This window comes from Microbacterium sp. NPDC089186 (assembly GCF_040685115.1).
GTDB classification, from domain to species: Bacteria; Actinomycetota; Actinomycetes; order Actinomycetales; family Microbacteriaceae; genus Microbacterium; species Microbacterium galbum.
In genome coordinates, this window is record NZ_JBFBHJ010000003.1 from 325,396 (window position 1) to 342,631 (window position 17,236).

Consider the following 17,236-nt stretch of genomic DNA (forward strand, 5'->3'; position numbering starts at 1 on the left):
CACCTTTCGTTGCGACCGCGCGTTCGGCACGGTCGGGGTCACGCGGTCGGGGGCCGAGCGGGTGTCGCGCGGTCTCCGGGGCTCAGAAGCCGAGGCGTCCGAGCTGCTTCGGGTCGCGCTGCCATTCTTTCGCCACCCGCACGTGCAGCGACAGATAGACGCGGCCGCCCACGAGCGGCTCGATGCCCGCGCGTGCTCGCGCGCCCACATCGGCCAGGCGCGAGCCCTTCTTGCCGATGATGATGGCCTTCTGACTGTCGCGCTCGACGACGATGTTCGCGTACACGTCGGTCAGGTCGCTGTCCTCGCGCGGCGCGACGTCGTCAACCGTCACGGCGATCGAGTGCGGGAGCTCGTCGCGCACGCCGTGCAGGGCCGCCTCGCGGATGATCTCGGCGATGCGGTCTTCGAGCGTCTCGTCGGTCACCACGTCGTCGGCGTACAGCGCGGGGCCCTCGGGCATGAGGGCGAGCAGCTCGTCGCTCAGCACGTCGAGCTGATCGTTGGTCACCGCCGACAGCGGGATGACCGCCGCCCAGTCCTCGCGAAGTGCATCGACCTCGACGAGACGCTCGGTGATCTGATCGCGGGTCGCGGCGTCGGTCTTGGTCACGAGGGCGACCTTCTTCGCGCGCGGGTAGCCCGACAGCGACTCCGCGATGCGGCGATCTCCGGGACCGACCTTCTCGGTCGCCGGTGCGCAGAAGGCGATGACGTCGACGTCGCCGAGCACCTGCTCGACGAGGTCGTTCAGGCGCTGACCGAGCAGGGTGCGCGGGCGGTGGATGCCGGGGGTGTCCACGACCACGAGCTGACCGCCGGGGCGGTTGACGATGCCGCGGATCGCGCGGCGCGTCGTCTGCGGCTTCTCACTGGTGATGGCGACCTTCTCGCCCACGAGCGCATTGGTCAGAGTGGATTTGCCGACGTTGGGTCGCCCCACGAAGGTCACGAACCCGGAGCGGGTGTCGGTCATCTGTCGTTCCTTTCACGCGCCGACAGCTCTGCGTCGGCGTCGTCGTCGGCGGAGACCTCGCTGCGCTCGACGATCACGGTGGCGATGCCCCGGTTCCGGCCGCGCGACGCGCCTCCGGTCATCACGAGGCCGGAGTGCTCGGCGGTGGCGCCGGGCTGAGGGATGCGGCCGAGCGCCTTGCCGAGCAGGCCGCCGATCGAGTCGACGTCCTCGTCGTCGAGCTCGAGACCGAACAGGTCGCCGACCTCGTCGAGCCCGAGGCGCGCGTTGATGCGGTAGCGGCCCTCGCCGAGCTCGACGATCTCGGTGTTCGGAGCGTCGTATTCGTCGGCGATCTCGCCCACCAGCTCCTCGATGAGGTCTTCGAGGGTCACGAGACCCGCGACGCCGCCGTACTCGTCGACGACCAGGCAGACGTGGACGGCATCTTTCTTCATCTGCTGCAGCAGCGTCTCGGCCTTCATCGACTCGGGGACGAAGACGGCCGGCCGGGCGATGCGGCGGATGGGGGCGTCGCGCCAGCCGGCCTCGTCGCGGAAGCCGAACTGCACGAGATCCTTCAGGTACAGCACGCCCACGACGTCGTCGGCGTCGTCATCGGCGAGGGGCACCCGGGAGACGCCCTTCTCGAGGAACAGCGCGAGGGCCTCGCGGGAGGTGGCCGCGGCATCCACACTGACCATGTCGGTGCGCGGCACCATGACCTCGCGGACGTAGCGATCGGTGAAGTCGAAGACCGAGTGGATCAGCTCGCGATCGTCTTCCTCGATCAACTCGTTCTCGGCCGCCTCGTCGATGATGCTGAGCAGCTGCTCCTCCGACGCGAACGAGGTGGAGTGCGACACCCCCGGCGTCACGCGGTTGCCGACGGCGACGAGACCATGCGCGAGCGGGCCGAGCAGGATGCGCATGCCCCGGATGACGGGGGCGACGCCGCGCAGCAGACCGCGCGCGTGCTGGCGACCGACGGTGCGCGGACTCGCCCCCACCGCGACGAACGAGATGCCCGTCATGAGCACGGCCGCGGCGATCACGGCCCACCAGATGTCGTCGAAGATCAGCATGAACGCGGCGGCGACGAGCACGGCGGCGGTCGTCTCGGCGAGCACGCGGATGAACACCACCGCGGTGTTGTGCGCGCTCGTGTCGTCGGCGATCCGCCGGAGCGATCGGGCGTTGCGGCCTGAGGCGCCGAGCTCGAGGAGGTCGGTGCGCGAGGTCACGCCGAGCGCCGCCTCGGAGGCCGCCATCAGGCCGCCGAACGCGACGAGGAGGAAGGCGGCGACGAGGAGGAGCGCTTCGGTCATGCCCGACGCTGGCGCTCGACGGCCTGGAACCCGGTGATCAGCTCCCGCTGGAGCCCGAACATCTCGCGCTCCTCGTCGGGTTCGGCGTGATCGAATCCGAGGAGGTGCAGCAACCCGTGCGTGGTGAGGAGGATGAGTTCGTCCTGCGTCGAGTGCTTCGCGGCGACCGCCTGCGTCTCGGCCACGGCGGGGCACAGCACGATGTCGCCCAGCAGCCCTGCGGGGGTGGGGGCGTCTTCGGAGCCGGGACGCAGCTCGTCCATCGGGAAGCTCAGCACATCGGTGGGGCCGGGCTCGTCCATCCACTGCACGTGGAGCGACTCCATGGCCCCCTCGTCGACGAGCACGATCGCCACGTCGGCGTCGGCGCTGACGTGCAGCTCCGCCAGGTTGTACTCCATCAGGCGCAGCAGGACCTGCTCGTCGACCTCGTGGCCGGATTCGTTGTTGATCTCGATCGTCATGAGCGGTTTCGTCTCGGGAGGTGATCGCGGGGACCGGCGGCACCGGGGCCGCGTCGCTCCGCACGGTTGGCGAACTCGGAGGCCTCGTCGCGTTCGCGACGCGCGGCCAGGCGCTTCTCGTCGTACTCGCTGTACGCGTCGACGATACGGCCGACCAGGGAGTGACGCACGACGTCGTCGCTGGTCAGGCGCGAGAAGTGGATGTCGTCGATGTCGCCGAGCACGCGGGTGACCAGACGCAGACCCGAGGCGCCCTGCGGGAGGTCGACCTGCGTGATGTCGCCGGTGACCACCATGCGGGTGCCGAAGCCGAGGCGCGTGAGGAACATCTTCATCTGCTCGGGCGTGGTGTTCTGCGCCTCGTCGAGCACGACGAACGAGTCGTTCAGCGTGCGACCGCGCATGTAGGCCAGCGGGGCGACCTCGATCGTGCCCGTCGCCATGAGCTTGGGCACGATGTCGGGGTCCATCATCTCGTTGAGCGCGTCGTACAGCGGGCGCAGGTACGGGTCGATCTTGTCGGTCAGTGTTCCGGGGAGGAACCCGAGGCGCTCGCCCGCCTCGACGGCGGGTCGGGTCAGGATGATGCGGTTGACTTCTTTGCGTTGAAGCGCCTGCACGGCCTTGGCCATCGCGAGGTAGGTCTTGCCCGTACCGGCGGGGCCGATGCCGAACACGATCGTGTTCTCGTCGATCGCGTCGACGTACTCCTTCTGGCCGGCCGTCTTGGGGCGGATCACCTTTCCGCGCGACGACAGGATCGCCTCGCCCATCACCTCGGACGGGCGAGGCCCGCCGTCGGTGCGGAGCATGCGGTTGGAACTCGTCACGTCGGCCGGGTCGAGGCCGTGGCCGGAGCGGGTCATGGCGACCAGCTCGTCGACCAGGCCGCGAGCGGCCCGCACCGCCGCGGGAGAGCCCGACAGCGTGATCTCGTTGCCGCGCACGTGCACGTCGACGTCGGGATGCTCCTTCTCGACGACGCGCAGGAGACGGTCCTGCGGACCGAGCAGCTGCACCATGGCCACGCCGTCGACGGCGATCTGCTCGGAGACGGTCTCTTCGGGGGAATCAGCCACCCAGGCTCTTTTCGTTCAGGCCGCCCGCGAGAACGTGGGCGTGCACATGGAAAACGGTCTGTCCGGCACCCTCGCCGGTGTTGAAGATCAGACGGAAATCGCCGTCGGCGTGCTCGGCGGCGACGCTGTTCGCGAGACCGATCACCTCGGTCAGCAGCTCCGGATCGCCGGCCGCGAGCTCGACGACGTTGCGATACTGCTGCGTCTTGGGGATGACGAGCAGGTGCACCGGCGCCTGAGGGGCGATGTCGCGGATCGCGAAGGCGTTCTCGGTCTCGGCCACGATCTCGGCAGGGATCTCGCCCTGCAGGATGCGCGTGAAGATCGACGGTTCGCTCATGGCATCCAGTCTAGTGAGGGCCTCCGACACCGGGGCTCGGCCGTTTCGCCGACGCCCTCTCGGCGCTCACCGACCCGGATCGGGGCGGATCCCGCCGCTCGGGGCGGAGAATCTACGCCCCGATCTGCCGTATCCGCGCCGGATGCGAGAAGCGCCCGGCACGGCCAGGCTCACCAGCGCCCGTGCGCCGCCGACAGCACCGAGATGGCCGCGGCCCCGGCGGTGGAGGTCCGCAGCACGGTGTCGCCCAGCCGCACGAGGCGGGCGCCGGCCTCTTCGAGCGCCGACAGCTCCTCCGGGGCGATCCCGCCCTCCGGGCCCACCACGAGCACCACGTCGCGACCGTCCGATTCCTCCGCGGCCACCTCGGTGAGGCGGACGGATGCCGTCGGCTCGAGCACGAGGACGACAGAGGCACCGGCACGGGCGACGAGGTCGGCCGTCCGGGCCACGCCCTCGACCTCGGGCACCCACGCGCGGTGCGCCTGCTTCGCAGCCTCGCGGACGATCGTCCGCCAGCGCGCGAGCCCCTTGTCGGCCTTGGCATCCCAGCGCGAGACGCTGCGCGCCGCCTGCCACGGGACGATCTCATCGACGCCGAGCTCGGTCGCCGCCTGGACGGCCAGCTCGTCGCGGTCGCCTTTCGCCAATGCCTGCACGAGCACGAACCGCGGGACGGGCGCCGCGACCTCCTCGCGGCCCGTGACGTGCACGTCGACCTGCTTGGGGCCGAGAGCGGTCACGACTCCCGAGAGCCACACGCCGCGTCCGTCGCCGAGCGTGACCGCCTCGTCGACCCGCACGCGCCGCACGCTCGCGGCGTGATGCGCCTCCGACCCGGTGAGGGTCACGGCATCCCCCGGCTGTGCGTCGGTGGCGTCGTCGGTGACGAAGTGCAGCGCCATGCTCAGTGGCGGAAGCGATCGCGGAATTTGCTGAACATGCCCTGTTGGTGCTCAGCCAGGCGGGGCCCGGGAGCCTTGGTGCGCTTGGCGAACTCCTCGATGAGAGCCCGCTCCTTGTGGTCGAGGCGCGTGGGGGTCACCACGTGCACACCGACCTTCAGGTCGCCGCGCTGGCTGCCCCGCAGGGGCGTGATGCCGCGGCCCTTGATCGTCAGCACGTCGCCCGACTGCACGCCCGGGCGCACCTCGAGGTCGACGGAGCCGTCGAGCGACTCGATCGTCGTGGTGGCGCCGAGGATGGCGTCAGGCATCGACACCTCGAGGGTGGCGACGAGGTCGTCACCCTCGCGACTGAATGCGTCGTGCGCCTCCACGGTGATCTCCAGGTACAGGTCGCCGTTGGGGCCTCCGGCCGGGCCCACCTCGCCCGAGCCGGGGAGCTGCAGGCGCAGGCCCGACTCGACGCCCGCGGGGATGTCGACCGACACCGTGCGGCGCGCGCGCACCCGGCCCTGACCCTGGCAGGTGCCGCAGGGGTAGGGGATGGTCGTGCCGTGACCGTGGCACACGGTGCAGGGCTGGCTGGTGACGACGTTGCCGAGGAGGCTCCGCACGGTGCGCTGCACGTGACCGGAACCGTGGCAGATGTCGCACGTGACCTCGCTGGTACCGGGCTGCGTGCACGCTCCCTGGCACGTCTCGCAGAGGACCGCCGTGTCGACCTCGAGGTCGCGGTGCGTACCGAAGACGACGTCGCCGAGCTGCAGCGTGACGCGCACGAGGGCGTCCTGGCCGCGCTCCCGGCGTGACCGCGGTCGCGGGCCGCGGCCTCCGCCGCCGCCCTGCGCGCCGCCGAAGAACGTCTCGAAGATGTCGCTGAAACCGCCGAACCCGGCCGCTCCCCCGCCCCCGAACGGGCTCTGGTCGCCGCCCATGTCGTAGCGGCGGCGCTGCTCGGGATCGCTCAGCACGTCGTAGGCGTGTGTCACGAGTTTGAACTTCTCGGACGCGTCCTCGCCGGGATTCACATCGGGGTGCAGCTGGCGCGCGAGACGCCGGTAGGCCTTCTTGATGTCTTCCGGGCTGGCGTCGCGTTCGACGCCCAGGACCTCGTAGTGGTCAGCCACAATCGCCTTCCTGCCCGCTCGCGCGGGGTCGTTCTCGTGGGGAGTGCTCGCGGCGCGAGACGTCAGCGCGAGCTGTCGTCGTCTTCGAGCATCCGGGTCAGATAGTGCGCGACGGCGCGGACCGCCGCGAGGTTGGAGGAGTAGTCCATGCGGGTCGGCCCGAGCAGACCCACGCGGGCCCCGCCGGTGGAGCCGTCGTACCGGCTCGCGAGCACGGAGGCCTCGACGAGGCCGAAGGGCTCGTTCTCGCGCCCGATACTCGCCGACAGTCCCTTCTCGTCGGCGACCATCTCGCTCATCAGGCGCAGCAGGGTCACCTGCTCCTCGATCGCTTCGAGGAGCGGGTAGATACTGCCGCGGAAGTCCTGCTCGCGCTTGGCGAGGGTCGCGGCGCCGGCCATGACGAGACGGTCCTGACGGAAGGCCTCGAGCTCCTCCCCGACCACGCGCAGGACCGCGTCGGCGATCGCGTCGAGCACGACCCCGGGGCGCGGGCCGGCAGTGAGGGCCTCGGAGACGCGCTGGGAGCTCTCGGCGACGCTGTGTCCGACGAGCACCGCGCCCACGCGCGCGCGCAGTAGGGCGATGTCGCTCTCGCCGGGCTCGGCGGGCACGAGCGCGATGCGCTGCGACACCCGACCGGTGTCGGTGACCAGGATGACGAGAACCCGGGGCCCGCCGAGGGCGACGAGTTCGACGTGCGTGACGTTGGCGCGAGCGAACGAGGGGTACTGCACGATCGCGACCTGGCCGGTCAGCTGCGTCAGCGCCCGTACCGTGCGTGCGAGGAGGTCGTCGAGGTCGCCCGCCTCATCGAGGAAGGAGGTGATGGCGCTGCGCTGCGCGCTCGACAGCGGGCGGAGCTCGGCGAGGTGGTCAACGAAGACGCGGTAGCCCTTGTCGGTCGGGACGCGTCCCGACGACGTGTGCGGCGCGACGATGAGGTCTTCGTCCTCGAGAAGGGCCATGTCGTTGCGGATGGTCGCCGCCGACACCCCGAAGGCATGGCGGTCGACGATGGCCTTGCTGCCGACGGGCTCGCGCGTGTCGACGTAGTCCTGGACGATCGCGCGCAAAACCTGGAGGCCGCGTTCCGACACCATGGCTGCTCCTCCCGTTTGGCACTCGACTCGACTGAGTGCCAATTCTACGACGATCGCCCCGCCCGTGCGTCGAGCGGCTCGCGGAGGTCGGCGGCGTCGCGGTCAGGCGGCGCGGCGTGCGTGTGAACGCCGCTCCGAGCGGCGAACCCCCGGACAGGGCGTTTACGCCTCGCCGGGCGTTTGCACGAAGCACCGACGCGCCAACGGGCCGCGGGCATCGTCACGCCCGACGATTCAGCCCGTGGGCAGCAGAGGCGTCCCCGGGTCAGGCCGTCAGCGCGCGCACCACGGCATCCGCCAGCAGGCGTCCGCGACGGGTCAGCACGATGCGCCCGCGAACGGCATCCGGGCCCTCGATGAGCCCGTCGGCGATGAGGGATGCCACGGCCTTGCGCCCCTCGCCGAGGATCTCCGACACCGGGAGCCCTTCGCGGATGCGGCTGCGCAGGAGCACCGATTCGAGCCGACGCGCCGTCTCGTCGGGACGCTCTCGCGCCGCGGCGGGCGATTCGGCGGCGGCGAGCCGCTGGGCGTACGCGGCGGGATGCTTCACGTTCCACCAGCGCAGCCCCGCGACATGGCTGTGCGCGCCCGGACCGAAGCCCCACCAGTCGGTGCCGCGCCAGTACGCGAGGTTGTGGCGCGAACGGTGCGCGACGCCCCGCGACCAGTTCGACACCTCGTACCAGTCGTAGCCCGCGGTGGCGAGCAGATCGTCGGCGAGCTCGTACATGTCGGCCTGCAGGTCGTCGTCCGGCGTCGCGACGGCGCCGGAGCGGATCTGCCGCGCGAGCTTCGTCCCGTCCTCGACGATGAGCGCGTACGCCGACACGTGGTCGGGTTCGAGAGCGGTCGCCGCCTCGAGCGAGGCGCGCCAGTCGTCGAGCGACTCCCCCGGCGCGCCGTAGATCAGGTCGACGGAGACGTCGAGACCGGCGCGGCGCGCGGCCGCGACCGCGGTGGCGACGTTCAGCGGATCGTGGGTGCGGTCGAGCGCCGCGAGCACGTGGGGCCGGGCCGACTGCATGCCGATCGACAGGCGCGTCACCCCGGCGGCGGCGAGGGTGCCGGCGACCGCGTCGTCCACGGTGTCGGGGTTCGCCTCCACGGTCACCTCGGCGCCCTCCGCGATACCGAACTCGTCGCGGACCGCGTCGAGCATGCGAGCGAGGTCACCCGGCGGCAGCAGCGTCGGCGTCCCTCCCCCGAAGAACACCGTGGATGCCGCGCGCCGACCGCCCGCGGCATCCATCACTGCGCCCGCCAGGCGCACCTCGGTGGCCAGGGTGTCGGCGAAGTCGTCCTGCCGCGCTCCGCGGAGCTCGCTCGCCGTGTAGGTGTTGAAGTCGCAGTAGCCGCAGCGCACACGGCAGAACGGCACGTGCAGGTAGACGCCGAAATCGGCGCCGGGATCGATGACGAGGTCGTCGGGGAGGCGTCCGTCGACCGGCGCGGGGTCTCCGAGCGGGAGGGGCCCGCCCATCAGGAGGAGTACAGCGGCGAGATCGCGCGCAGGTAGCGCGCGAACAACGCCTTGCGCCGACGCCGGACGCGGCTGGTGAAGAGGCGGTACGACGGGGCGGTGGGCCGATCGAAGGCGCGTACGACGAACCAGACCTCGTCGTTCTCGCGCCACTCGAGGCTGAAGAGCTCCTCGCCGCTCACGATCGAGTACCCCACGGTGCCCAGGATGAAGCCGACACGACGAGGCTCCTCGAAGACCGAGATGACGCGCAACTCGGCGTCGGCGCGGTGTCCATCGACCTTGCCGTGCAGGCGCACGCCGGTGCCGGGGCGGACGAACGGCGTGCCGTCGGCGGCGAAGCGCTGCTCTGCTTCGAGCCGGCTCGGCGCGACGGGCGCGCCTTCGGCGTCGAAGCCGACGCCCGCGTAGCCCTCCCCGGATGCCGGGCGCACGTCGGTGATGCTGAGTTCCTCGCCGCGCAACGGCGCCCACGACAGCAGCAGCTCGCTCGCGGCGGCGAAACGCTCCTCGCCGCTGCCGATGCGCCAGGCGTCTTCGGCGGGCACGGAGTGCTCCGGCGGATACTGCATGAGGTCGGGCGCCTGGGTGGCACCGACCGCCGCGTAGTCGACCGTGTCATCGGTGAAGTTCTGCCTGCGCATGATCCACCCCTCTCGGTTGCGTGCGTTCTACTTCTTGGCCTCGACGTCGCCGGAGAGCGCGGCGATGAACGCCTCCTGGGGGACCTCGACGCGACCGACCATCTTCATGCGCTTCTTGCCCTCCTTCTGCTTCTCGAGGAGCTTGCGCTTACGGGTGATGTCACCGCCGTAGCACTTGGCGAGGACGTCCTTGCGGATCGCGCGGATCGTCTCGCGCGCGATGATGCGCGCACCGATCGCGGCCTGGATGGGCACTTCGAACTGCTGGCGCGGGATGAGCTTGCGCAGCCGCTCGGCCATCATCGTGCCGTAGCTGTAGGCCTTCTCGCGGTGCACGATCGAACTGAACGCGTCGACCTTGTCGCCCTGCAGCAGGATGTCGACCTTCACCAGGTCGGCGGTCTGCTGTCCGGCCGGTTCGTAGTCGAGGCTCGCGTAGCCCTGCGTCCGCGACTTCAGGTGGTCGAAGAAGTCGAAGACGATCTCGCCGAGCGGCATGTTGTAGCGCAGCTCGACCCGGTCTTCGCTGAGGTAGTCCATGCCGAGAAGCGTGCCGCGGCGTGACTGGCACAGCTCCATGACGGTACCGACGTAGTCCTTCGGGAGCAGGATGCCGACCTTGACGATCGGCTCCGAGACCGAGGCCACGCGGCCGTCGGGGTATTCGCTCGGGTTCGTGACCGACACGGTCTCGCCGGTGTCGGTGGTGACCTCGTAGGTCACCGACGGAGCGGTGGTGATCAGATCGAGACCGAACTCGCGTGAGAGGCGCTCGGTGATGATCTCGAGGTGCAGCAGGCCGAGGAAGCCGCAACGGAACCCGAAGCCGAGCGCGACGGAGGTCTCGGGCTCGTACTGCAGCGAGGCGTCGGAGAGCTTGAGCTTGTCGAGGGCCTCGCGCAGCTCGGCGTAATCGCTGCCGTCGATCGGGTAGATACCCGAGAAGACCATGGGCTTCGGGTCGGTGTACCCCGCGAGAGCCTCGGTGGCGGGTTTGCGGTGCGTCGTGATCGTGTCGCCGACCTTCGACTGGCGCACGTCCTTCACGCCGGTGATGAGGTAGCCGACCTCGCCGACGCCGAGCCCCTGGGTGGGGATCGGCTCGGGGCTGGAGACGCCGATCTCGAGCGCCTCGTGGGTCGCGCCGGTCGACATCATCTGCAGACGCTCGCGCGGCTGCAGTGCCCCGTCGATCATGCGGACGTAGGTCACCACGCCGCGATAGGCGTCGTAGACCGAGTCGAAGATCATCGCGCGCGCGGGCGCGTCCGCCACGCCGACGGGAGCGGGGATCTTCTCGACGATGAGGTCGAGCAGCTCCTCGACGCCCATCCCCGTCTTGCCGCTGACGCGCAGCACGTCGGCGGGGTCGCCGCCGATGAGACCCGCCAGCTCGGCCGCGTACTTGTCGGGGTCGGCGGCGGGGAGGTCGATCTTGTTCAGCACCGGGATGATCGTCAGATCGTTCTCGAGCGCCAGGTAGAGGTTGGCGAGGGTCTGCGCCTCGATGCCTTGAGCGGCGTCGACGAGCAGGATCGCGCCCTCGCACGCGGCCAGCGAACGGCTCACCTCGTAGGTGAAGTCGACGTGACCGGGGGTGTCGATCATGTTGAGGGCGAACGTGCCGTCGGCCGTGGACCACGGCATCCGGACCGCTTGCGACTTGATGGTGATGCCGCGCTCGCGCTCGATGTCCATGCGGTCGAGGTACTGCGCGCGCATGTCGCGGTCGGCGACGACGCCGGTGATCTGCAGCATGCGGTCGGCCAACGTCGACTTGCCGTGGTCGATGTGGGCGATGATGCAGAAGTTGCGAATCTGCGCCGGCGGGGTGGCGGACGGCTCGAGGGGCTTCAGGGCGCGCGGTGACATGTTCCGTCGATTCTACGGTGGCGCGCCGACATCGCCGTCCGCGGACGCTCAGGCTGCGCCTCGACGGCGCTTCTAAGGTGGATGCCATGGCGGTCCAGGTCGTGCTCGTGCACGGCATCCGCACGTCGGCGACCATGTGGCGCGCGCAGGTCGCCCACCTCGAGCAGCGCGGCACCCCGGTGACCGCCGTCGACCTGCCCGGGCACGGCACGCGTCGGGGCGAGGAGTTCACCCTCGACGAAGCCTTCGCGACCATCGATCGGGCGGTCCGGGATGCCGCGACCCGCGGTCCCGTGCTGCTCGTGGGCCATTCGATGGGCGGTCTGCTCTCGATCGAATACGTCGGGCGCGAAGACCCGCCGCCGGTCGCGGCGTTCATCGCGGCGTCCTGCACCTCGATCCCGCGCGGGGTGGGGCTCGCCGCATATCGGTTCCTCGCGCGTCGATTCGACAGCCTGCCCGACCGCGGCCTGGGTCTGACCAACCGGGTGCTCGACCGCACGCTCCCGCCCGAGACGCGGCCGGACTTCGGTGCCGGCGGCTACGCGTTCGACGCGCAGGACTCCGCTCTCGCGTCGCTGTCGGTGCTCGACCTGCTCGCGGCGCTGCGGCGCATCGAGGTGCCGCTGTGGTTCGTGAACGGGCAGTGGGACCAACTCCGCGTGAACGAGAAGCTCTTCACGTCAATCGCAAAGGATGCCGAGTTGATCGTGGTCCCGCGCACGACCCACCTCGTCACGGCGATGCGGCCCCGCGTGTTCAACGCGTTGCTCGAGGTGGCGCTCACCACAGTCGAGACCTCGACCTGTTAGACTCGTCTCTTGGCTTGCGTGTGGGGTTTTTCCCGACCTCCACGACCGCCGGTACAGCGCCCCTCTACCGCTCGACCGGCACTTCCAACACTCACTCAAACGAAAGACCGTCGACGTGGCGAACATCAAGTCGCAGATCAAGCGCAACAAGACCAACGAGAAGGCGCGCGAGCGCAACAAGGCCGTCAAGAGCGAGCTGAAGACGCACGTGCGTCGCACCCGCGAGGCCGTTCTGGCCGGTGACAAGGAAGCCGCCGAGAAGGCGCTCGTCCTCGCCGGCAAGAAGCTCGACAAGGCCGTGAGCAAGGGTGTCATCCACCAGAACCAGGCCGCGAACCGCAAGTCGGCCATCGCGAAGCAGGTCAACGCTCTCTGAGCCGCAGTTGTTTCGACAGCCCGTCCCGCTTCAGCGGGGCGGGCTTCGTCGTTCCCGGAGCGAGAGGTTCGGTCCAGCGCATCCGGGGGTCTCGTCGCGTCCGGGATGTCCGCGGCATGTTCAGGCCTGGGCGTACGCGATCTCCTCCTCGCGGCGGAGGCACCCGCGCACCGGCGTTCGTAGCGTGGATGCCGGGAGGTGCAGCATGCAGAGCGAACGAGCGGCGAAGGTCTTCGGCGACCGGGAGGATCCACGGTCCCGGCTGGTGCAGTTGTTCAGCGGTGAGATGCCGGCGGGTGGGCAGCCTCCGGAACCGGCGCTCCGGTGGGCGCGGGCGGTGTCCTCACCGGATGACGATGAGGTGGTCGTGGTTCGCGACCTGCGGCGAGCGGAGCCGCGACTCACGCTCCGGGCGGCGACGTTCCTGGCGCGCCACATCGCGCGGGCGTGATCGGGTGCCGACGCGGCTCGCACTCGAGGACAGGGGATCGTTCCGTGACAGGGGCATCCCGGCCGGATCGGACCTGTCTCCGAACGATGCGCTGTCGTCGCCCGTACCTGAGGCGCTTGCTCACGGGGGCCCCGACGCCGGGCGCCCCCTCAGTCGCCGTACGGCGCGCGCGTGGCGATGACGGTGATCATCCGCTCGAGCGCGAACACGGGGTCGCGCGAGGCGCCCTTGACCTCGGCATCGGCACGCGCCGTGGCGTGGATCGCCATGCCGAGGGTGTTGCCGGTCCAGCCGACGAGGTCGCGGCGCGCGCGGTCGACCTGCCAGTCCTTCATGCCGAGACGCTGCGCGGTGGCCGACGACGACTCGCGTGTCCCCGCGACCCGCGCCATGGTGCGCAGCTTCATCGCAACAGCGGCGACGAGCGGCACGGGGTCGGCTCCGGATGCCAGGGCGTGCCGCAGCGCGAGCAGCGCCGGGCCGTACTGCCCGGCGATGGCCGTGTCGGCGACGGTGAACGCCGAGGTCTCGACGCGCCCGCCGTAGTAGCGCTCGACGATGCGCTCGTCGATGTCGCCCGGCACATCGGCGATGAGCTGCTGGCATGCGGCGGCGAGCTCGGTGAGGTCATCGGCGAAAGCGGACACGAGCGAGCGGAGCGCGACGGGGGCGATACGCTTCTGGGCCGCCTTGAACTCGCCGACCGCGAAGTCGAAGCGATCGGAGTCGCGCTTGACGGCGGGGCAGGCGATCTCGATGCCGCTCCCCTGACCCGCGCGGATGCCGTCGAGGAGCTTCTTCCCGCGGACGCTCGCGCCGGTGTGGCGCAGGACGACCGTGGCGCCCTCCTGCGTCTGCGACAGGTACGACACGGCCTCGGTGAGGAACGTGTCGCTGCACTTCTCGACCCCGCTGACGCGGACGAGGCGCGGCTCGCCGAAGAGCGACGGTGACGTGACGGACAGCAGGGTGCCGGCGGCGTAGTCGTCGGCACGGATGTCGGTGACCTCGAGGCTGGGGTCTTCGCTCTTCAGCAAGGAACGGATGCCGGCGATGGCACGCTCGGCGCAGACCTCTTCGGGGCCGGAGACCAGCACGATGGGCGCCGGCTGCGGGGCACGCCAGGACACCTGCGGGATGGCCGATTTGGCCTTGGCGGGCGCTGCGCGTCGAGGGGCCGGGGTCACTCCCCCAGCCTACCGATGCCCTCGGACACCGTGGTCGGTCGGCGTCTCAGGGCGTGGCGGCCCGGGTCGAGCGCCGAACGGGCGCCGGTCCGGTCATGCCTCGCGCTGGCGCCACAGCGCGAGTCGTCCTTCATCGTCATGCCAGACGGCGAGGATCCCGCCGGTGTCCGTCCGTGCCGCGATCGTGCCCTCCTTCTGCAGGATGTCGAGCAGACGCGCGGTCGGGTGTCCGTAGGTGTTGTGGGCTCCGACGCCGATGAGCCCGACGGCGGCGTGCAACCGGTGGTAGAGCTCGGCGTCCTGGTCGGCACTACCGTGGTGGGACACCTTCACGATCTCCACCCGCGGCAGCTCGATGCGGCGCAGCAACGCCGCCTGCGGCTCGGCGCCGAGGTCGCCGAGCAGAACGGTACGCGGGAAGTTCTCGCCGGCGACGTCGATCGCGACGCTCGCGGCGTTTCCCGGCTCCATTCCGGGCAGGGGGCCGAGCGCCTGCCACCGCGTGTCGCCCACCTCGCCCGTCATCCCCATCGTGGCGGCGAGGAGCCGCGCCCCACCGGCAGAGAAGCGGTCGAGCAGCTTCTGATCGGTCGACTCTCCCAGGGGGCCGTGGAGCACCAGCGAGGTTCGGCCCACGACCGCTGCCGACCCGCCCACGTGGTCTTTGTCGAAATGCGTCAGCACGACCAGGTCGAGGCGCGCGATGCCGAGGGTCTGCAGGCAGTCCGCGAGCGGTTGCGGGTCCGGCCCCGTGTCGACGAGGGCGACCGCTGCACCGGACCGCCACAGCGTGGCATCGCCCTGCCCGACGTCGCACATGGCCACCTGCCATGCCACCGGGACGGTGAGCGGCCCGGCCACGGAGCGCACGGTTCCCGTGGCGCCGGCCACCCCCACCAGGACCGCGACCATCGCCGTCGCAACGGCGGTCAGGCGCGGCACCCGCTGAGGGCGGACGATCGCCATGATGATCGCGGCACCGACGACGGCCAGAAGCGCAGCACCCGTGGTCCCGTCCGGCCACGGCAGGTTCTGCGCGGGCACACCGGCGGTCGTGTGCGCGACCGCGGCGATCCAGGCGGCGGGGATCCACGCCAGCACCGTCAGACCATCGCGCAACCAGGGGATGGGGGCGATGCATGCGAGCGCCCCCGCGATCGTCGCCGGCGCCGCGGCCGGATCGGCGAGTATGTTCGCCACCACCCCGAGCAGCGGAACGTGGGGGTCGATCAGCACGATCAGCGGGCCGCACACGACCTGAGCCGACGAGGGCACCGCCAGCGCCAGAGCGAGGGGTGCCGGCATCCATTGCCCGAGACCGTCGGCGAGCGGGCGCGCCAACACGAGCAGGGCCGCGGTCGCCGCGGCCGACAGGGCGAAGCCGAGCGATCGGCACAGCCACGGGTCGGCGATCAGCAGCGCGGTCGTCGCCCCCGCCAGCACGGCGATTCCGACGGCCGATCGCCCCAGGGCGACCGCCAGCAGCGCGATCGCACTCATCACCGCTGCTCGGACGACGCTGGGCTCGGGTGTGACCAGGATGACGAACGCGGCCAGGACGGTGAGCGCGCCGACCACCCGGATGCCGCGGCCGACCCCGCACAGGGAGAGGAGACCGAACGCGGACCCCACGACCAAGGCGCAGTTCGCACCCGACACCGCCGTCAGGTGCGACAGGGAGGCGGCGTTCATGGCGGTCTCGGTGGCGCTGTCGAGGCTGGAGGTGTCTCCGACGGCCAGTCCCGGGATGAGGCCCGCCCCCGGTTGCGGCAGGCCGCGAGTCGAGTCGACCAGCCCGTCTCGCAGCTGTTCGAATGTCGCCCAGAGACCTTCGGGCGCAGCCGCCCGCTCGACCTCGGTCACCCGCAGCGCCAGGATCGCGCGGTCGGCGGGATCAGTGGGGATACCCGTTCCCGCGACGACGAGCTCGCTGCCGGGCCCGAGTGCAGCGGCGTCGTCCAGGGTCTCGGAGTCGAGGCCGATCCGGGCCGGGATCAGCCCGCGCACCGCGGTGTCGCCCGCAGCGACGAGGGAGACCGTCGCATCCGCCCACGCCCCGCCCTGGGAACTGCGGGCGAGATGTCCCGTCACGGTCGCCGTGACGCGCAGATGCCGCCCGCCCTCCACCTGCAGATGCGCGACGGCCTCGCGCGTGGGGACGAGGGACGCCACCGTGCCGGCCGAGGCGCCCGCGCAGCCGAGCGCGACAGCGGCGACGACCAGGATCGGATGCCGCACCCGGGTGAGGAGCGCCACCGCTCCGGCCGCGGCCGCCGCAAGGCCCGCCGCGAGAAGGCCGGGATCGGTCAGGACGGTCGCCGCGGCGGCCGCCGCCCACGTGCCCCCCGCCACAGCGACCGGCCGCAGGGACCGCCGCAGCAGTGCCCGCCTCACGTTCACACGTGCACCAGGTCGCGGATGGCGGCCAGCATCTTGTCGCCGATGCCCGGCACCGACAGAAGGTCGTCGACGCTGGTGAACCGTCCGTTCTCCGTCCGCCAGGCGATGATGCGGTCGGCCATCGCGGGCCCCACCCGCGGCAGGGTGTCGAGCTGCTCGGCCGTCGCCGTGTTGAGGTCGATGAGGGTGTTCGCGCCTCCCGCGGTCGCCGGCGCGCTCGTCTCCGGAGCGGCACCCGCCACCGGAACGACGATCTGCTCCCCGTCGGTCACCGTGCGGGCGAGATTGACGCCGTCGCGGTCCGCGTCGTCGGCGAACCCGCCGGCCAGCGCGACGGCGTCAGCCACCCGGCCACCGGCATCGAGCCGATAGAGCCCCGCCCGGCGGACGGCACCGGCGACATGGACGTACATGCCGGACGGGACGGGCACGATCGCGCTGCGCGACGGCGACGGGCCGGGCGTGACGGTCTCGGCCCCGGTCGCTGCGCGGAACATCCCGATCCCGATGGTGATGGCGAAGGCCGCCAACACGAGCACGATGACCGCACCGACGCCGAGCTTCCGGCGCGCACCGGACGAGTCGGCATCCGGGGTCTGCACGGGACGGGCGGTCATACGCTCACGGTAGGCAGGAGCACCGTTCCCGAGTGGGCACGCCGACGGCATCCGTGGACGAGCCCGCCATCTCGCCCCGTGGGGAGGAACCGC

16 protein-coding genes are annotated in these 17,236 nt (G+C 71.0%); 2 read left to right on the forward strand and 14 right to left on the reverse strand.

Annotated features, from left to right (window positions below):
- Positions 1–82: 82 nt before the first annotated feature.
- The 11 genes from era to lepA form a co-directional block, all read right to left on the reverse strand.
- Positions 83–976, reverse strand: a complete 894-nt coding sequence (era, locus tag AB0N82_RS11775; RefSeq protein ID WP_315995630.1) for a GTPase Era — start codon at positions 974–976, stop codon at positions 83–85.
- A complete protein-coding gene (locus AB0N82_RS11780) occupies positions 973–2,283 on the reverse strand; it encodes a hemolysin family protein (RefSeq protein WP_315995629.1) in 1,311 nt (436 codons plus the stop codon). The genes era and AB0N82_RS11780 overlap by 4 nt, the downstream gene beginning before the upstream one ends.
- Positions 2,280–2,747 carry an rRNA maturation RNase YbeY gene (gene ybeY, locus AB0N82_RS11785; protein ID WP_076675771.1) on the reverse strand — a complete coding sequence of 156 codons (468 nt, stop codon included), beginning with the start codon at positions 2,745–2,747 and terminating at the stop codon, positions 2,280–2,282. The genes AB0N82_RS11780 and ybeY overlap by 4 nt, the downstream gene beginning before the upstream one ends.
- Positions 2,744–3,769: a PhoH family protein gene (locus AB0N82_RS11790; protein ID WP_315995901.1), complete on the reverse strand. Its 1,026-nt coding sequence runs from the start codon at positions 3,767–3,769 to the stop codon at positions 2,744–2,746. The genes ybeY and AB0N82_RS11790 overlap by 4 nt, the downstream gene beginning before the upstream one ends.
- Positions 3,770–3,818: 49 nt before the next feature.
- Positions 3,819–4,166, reverse strand: a complete 348-nt coding sequence (locus AB0N82_RS11795; protein ID WP_363391793.1) for an HIT domain-containing protein — start codon at positions 4,164–4,166, stop codon at positions 3,819–3,821.
- A gap of 170 nt (positions 4,167–4,336) precedes the next feature.
- On the reverse strand, positions 4,337–5,071 hold the full coding sequence (locus AB0N82_RS11800; RefSeq protein WP_363391795.1) for a 16S rRNA (uracil(1498)-N(3))-methyltransferase: 735 nt from the start codon (positions 5,069–5,071) through the stop codon (positions 4,337–4,339).
- Positions 5,072–5,073: 2 nt separating this feature from the next.
- On the reverse strand, positions 5,074–6,198 hold the full coding sequence (gene dnaJ, locus AB0N82_RS11805) for a molecular chaperone DnaJ (RefSeq protein ID WP_363391797.1): 1,125 nt from the start codon (positions 6,196–6,198) through the stop codon (positions 5,074–5,076).
- Between the two features lie 62 nt (positions 6,199–6,260).
- Positions 6,261–7,301 carry a heat-inducible transcriptional repressor HrcA gene (gene hrcA, locus AB0N82_RS11810; protein ID WP_363391799.1) on the reverse strand — a complete coding sequence of 347 codons (1,041 nt, stop codon included), beginning with the start codon at positions 7,299–7,301 and terminating at the stop codon, positions 6,261–6,263.
- Positions 7,302–7,566: 265 nt separating this feature from the next.
- Positions 7,567–8,784 (reverse strand): radical SAM family heme chaperone HemW, encoded by a 1,218-nt coding sequence (gene hemW / locus AB0N82_RS11815; protein WP_363391801.1) that lies wholly within the window; start codon positions 8,782–8,784, stop codon positions 7,567–7,569.
- Entirely contained in the window at positions 8,784–9,428 is a 645-nt protein-coding gene (locus tag AB0N82_RS11820; RefSeq protein ID WP_363391803.1) for a DUF1990 family protein, read from the reverse strand. The genes hemW and AB0N82_RS11820 overlap by 1 nt, the downstream gene beginning before the upstream one ends.
- 27 nt (positions 9,429–9,455) lie before the next feature.
- Positions 9,456–11,300 carry a translation elongation factor 4 gene (gene lepA, locus AB0N82_RS11825; RefSeq protein WP_315995622.1) on the reverse strand — a complete coding sequence of 615 codons (1,845 nt, stop codon included), beginning with the start codon at positions 11,298–11,300 and terminating at the stop codon, positions 9,456–9,458.
- An 86-nt stretch (positions 11,301–11,386) separates the two neighbouring features.
- Here lepA and AB0N82_RS11830 point away from each other — a divergent pair, with 86 nt between their 5' ends.
- Both AB0N82_RS11830 and rpsT read left to right on the forward strand, forming a co-directional pair.
- A complete protein-coding gene (locus AB0N82_RS11830) occupies positions 11,387–12,112 on the forward strand; it encodes an alpha/beta hydrolase (RefSeq protein WP_315995621.1) in 726 nt (241 codons plus the stop codon).
- A 115-nt stretch (positions 12,113–12,227) separates the two neighbouring features.
- Positions 12,228–12,488 carry a 30S ribosomal protein S20 gene (gene rpsT / locus AB0N82_RS11835; protein WP_136585549.1) on the forward strand — a complete coding sequence of 87 codons (261 nt, stop codon included), beginning with the start codon at positions 12,228–12,230 and terminating at the stop codon, positions 12,486–12,488.
- A 600-nt stretch (positions 12,489–13,088) separates the two neighbouring features.
- Here the strand turns inward: rpsT and holA are convergent.
- The 3 genes from holA to AB0N82_RS11850 all read right to left on the reverse strand — a co-directional run bounded on the left by holA (position 13,089) and on the right by AB0N82_RS11850 (position 17,143).
- A complete protein-coding gene (gene holA / locus AB0N82_RS11840) occupies positions 13,089–14,126 on the reverse strand; it encodes a DNA polymerase III subunit delta (RefSeq protein WP_363391806.1) in 1,038 nt (345 codons plus the stop codon).
- Between the two features lie 93 nt (positions 14,127–14,219).
- Positions 14,220–16,520 carry a ComEC/Rec2 family competence protein gene (locus tag AB0N82_RS11845; RefSeq protein WP_363391808.1) on the reverse strand — a complete coding sequence of 767 codons (2,301 nt, stop codon included), beginning with the start codon at positions 16,518–16,520 and terminating at the stop codon, positions 14,220–14,222.
- 2 nt (positions 16,521–16,522) lie between these two features.
- Positions 16,523–17,143 carry a ComEA family DNA-binding protein gene (locus tag AB0N82_RS11850; RefSeq protein ID WP_315995618.1) on the reverse strand — a complete coding sequence of 207 codons (621 nt, stop codon included), beginning with the start codon at positions 17,141–17,143 and terminating at the stop codon, positions 16,523–16,525.
- Positions 17,144–17,236: the final 93 nt, after the last annotated feature.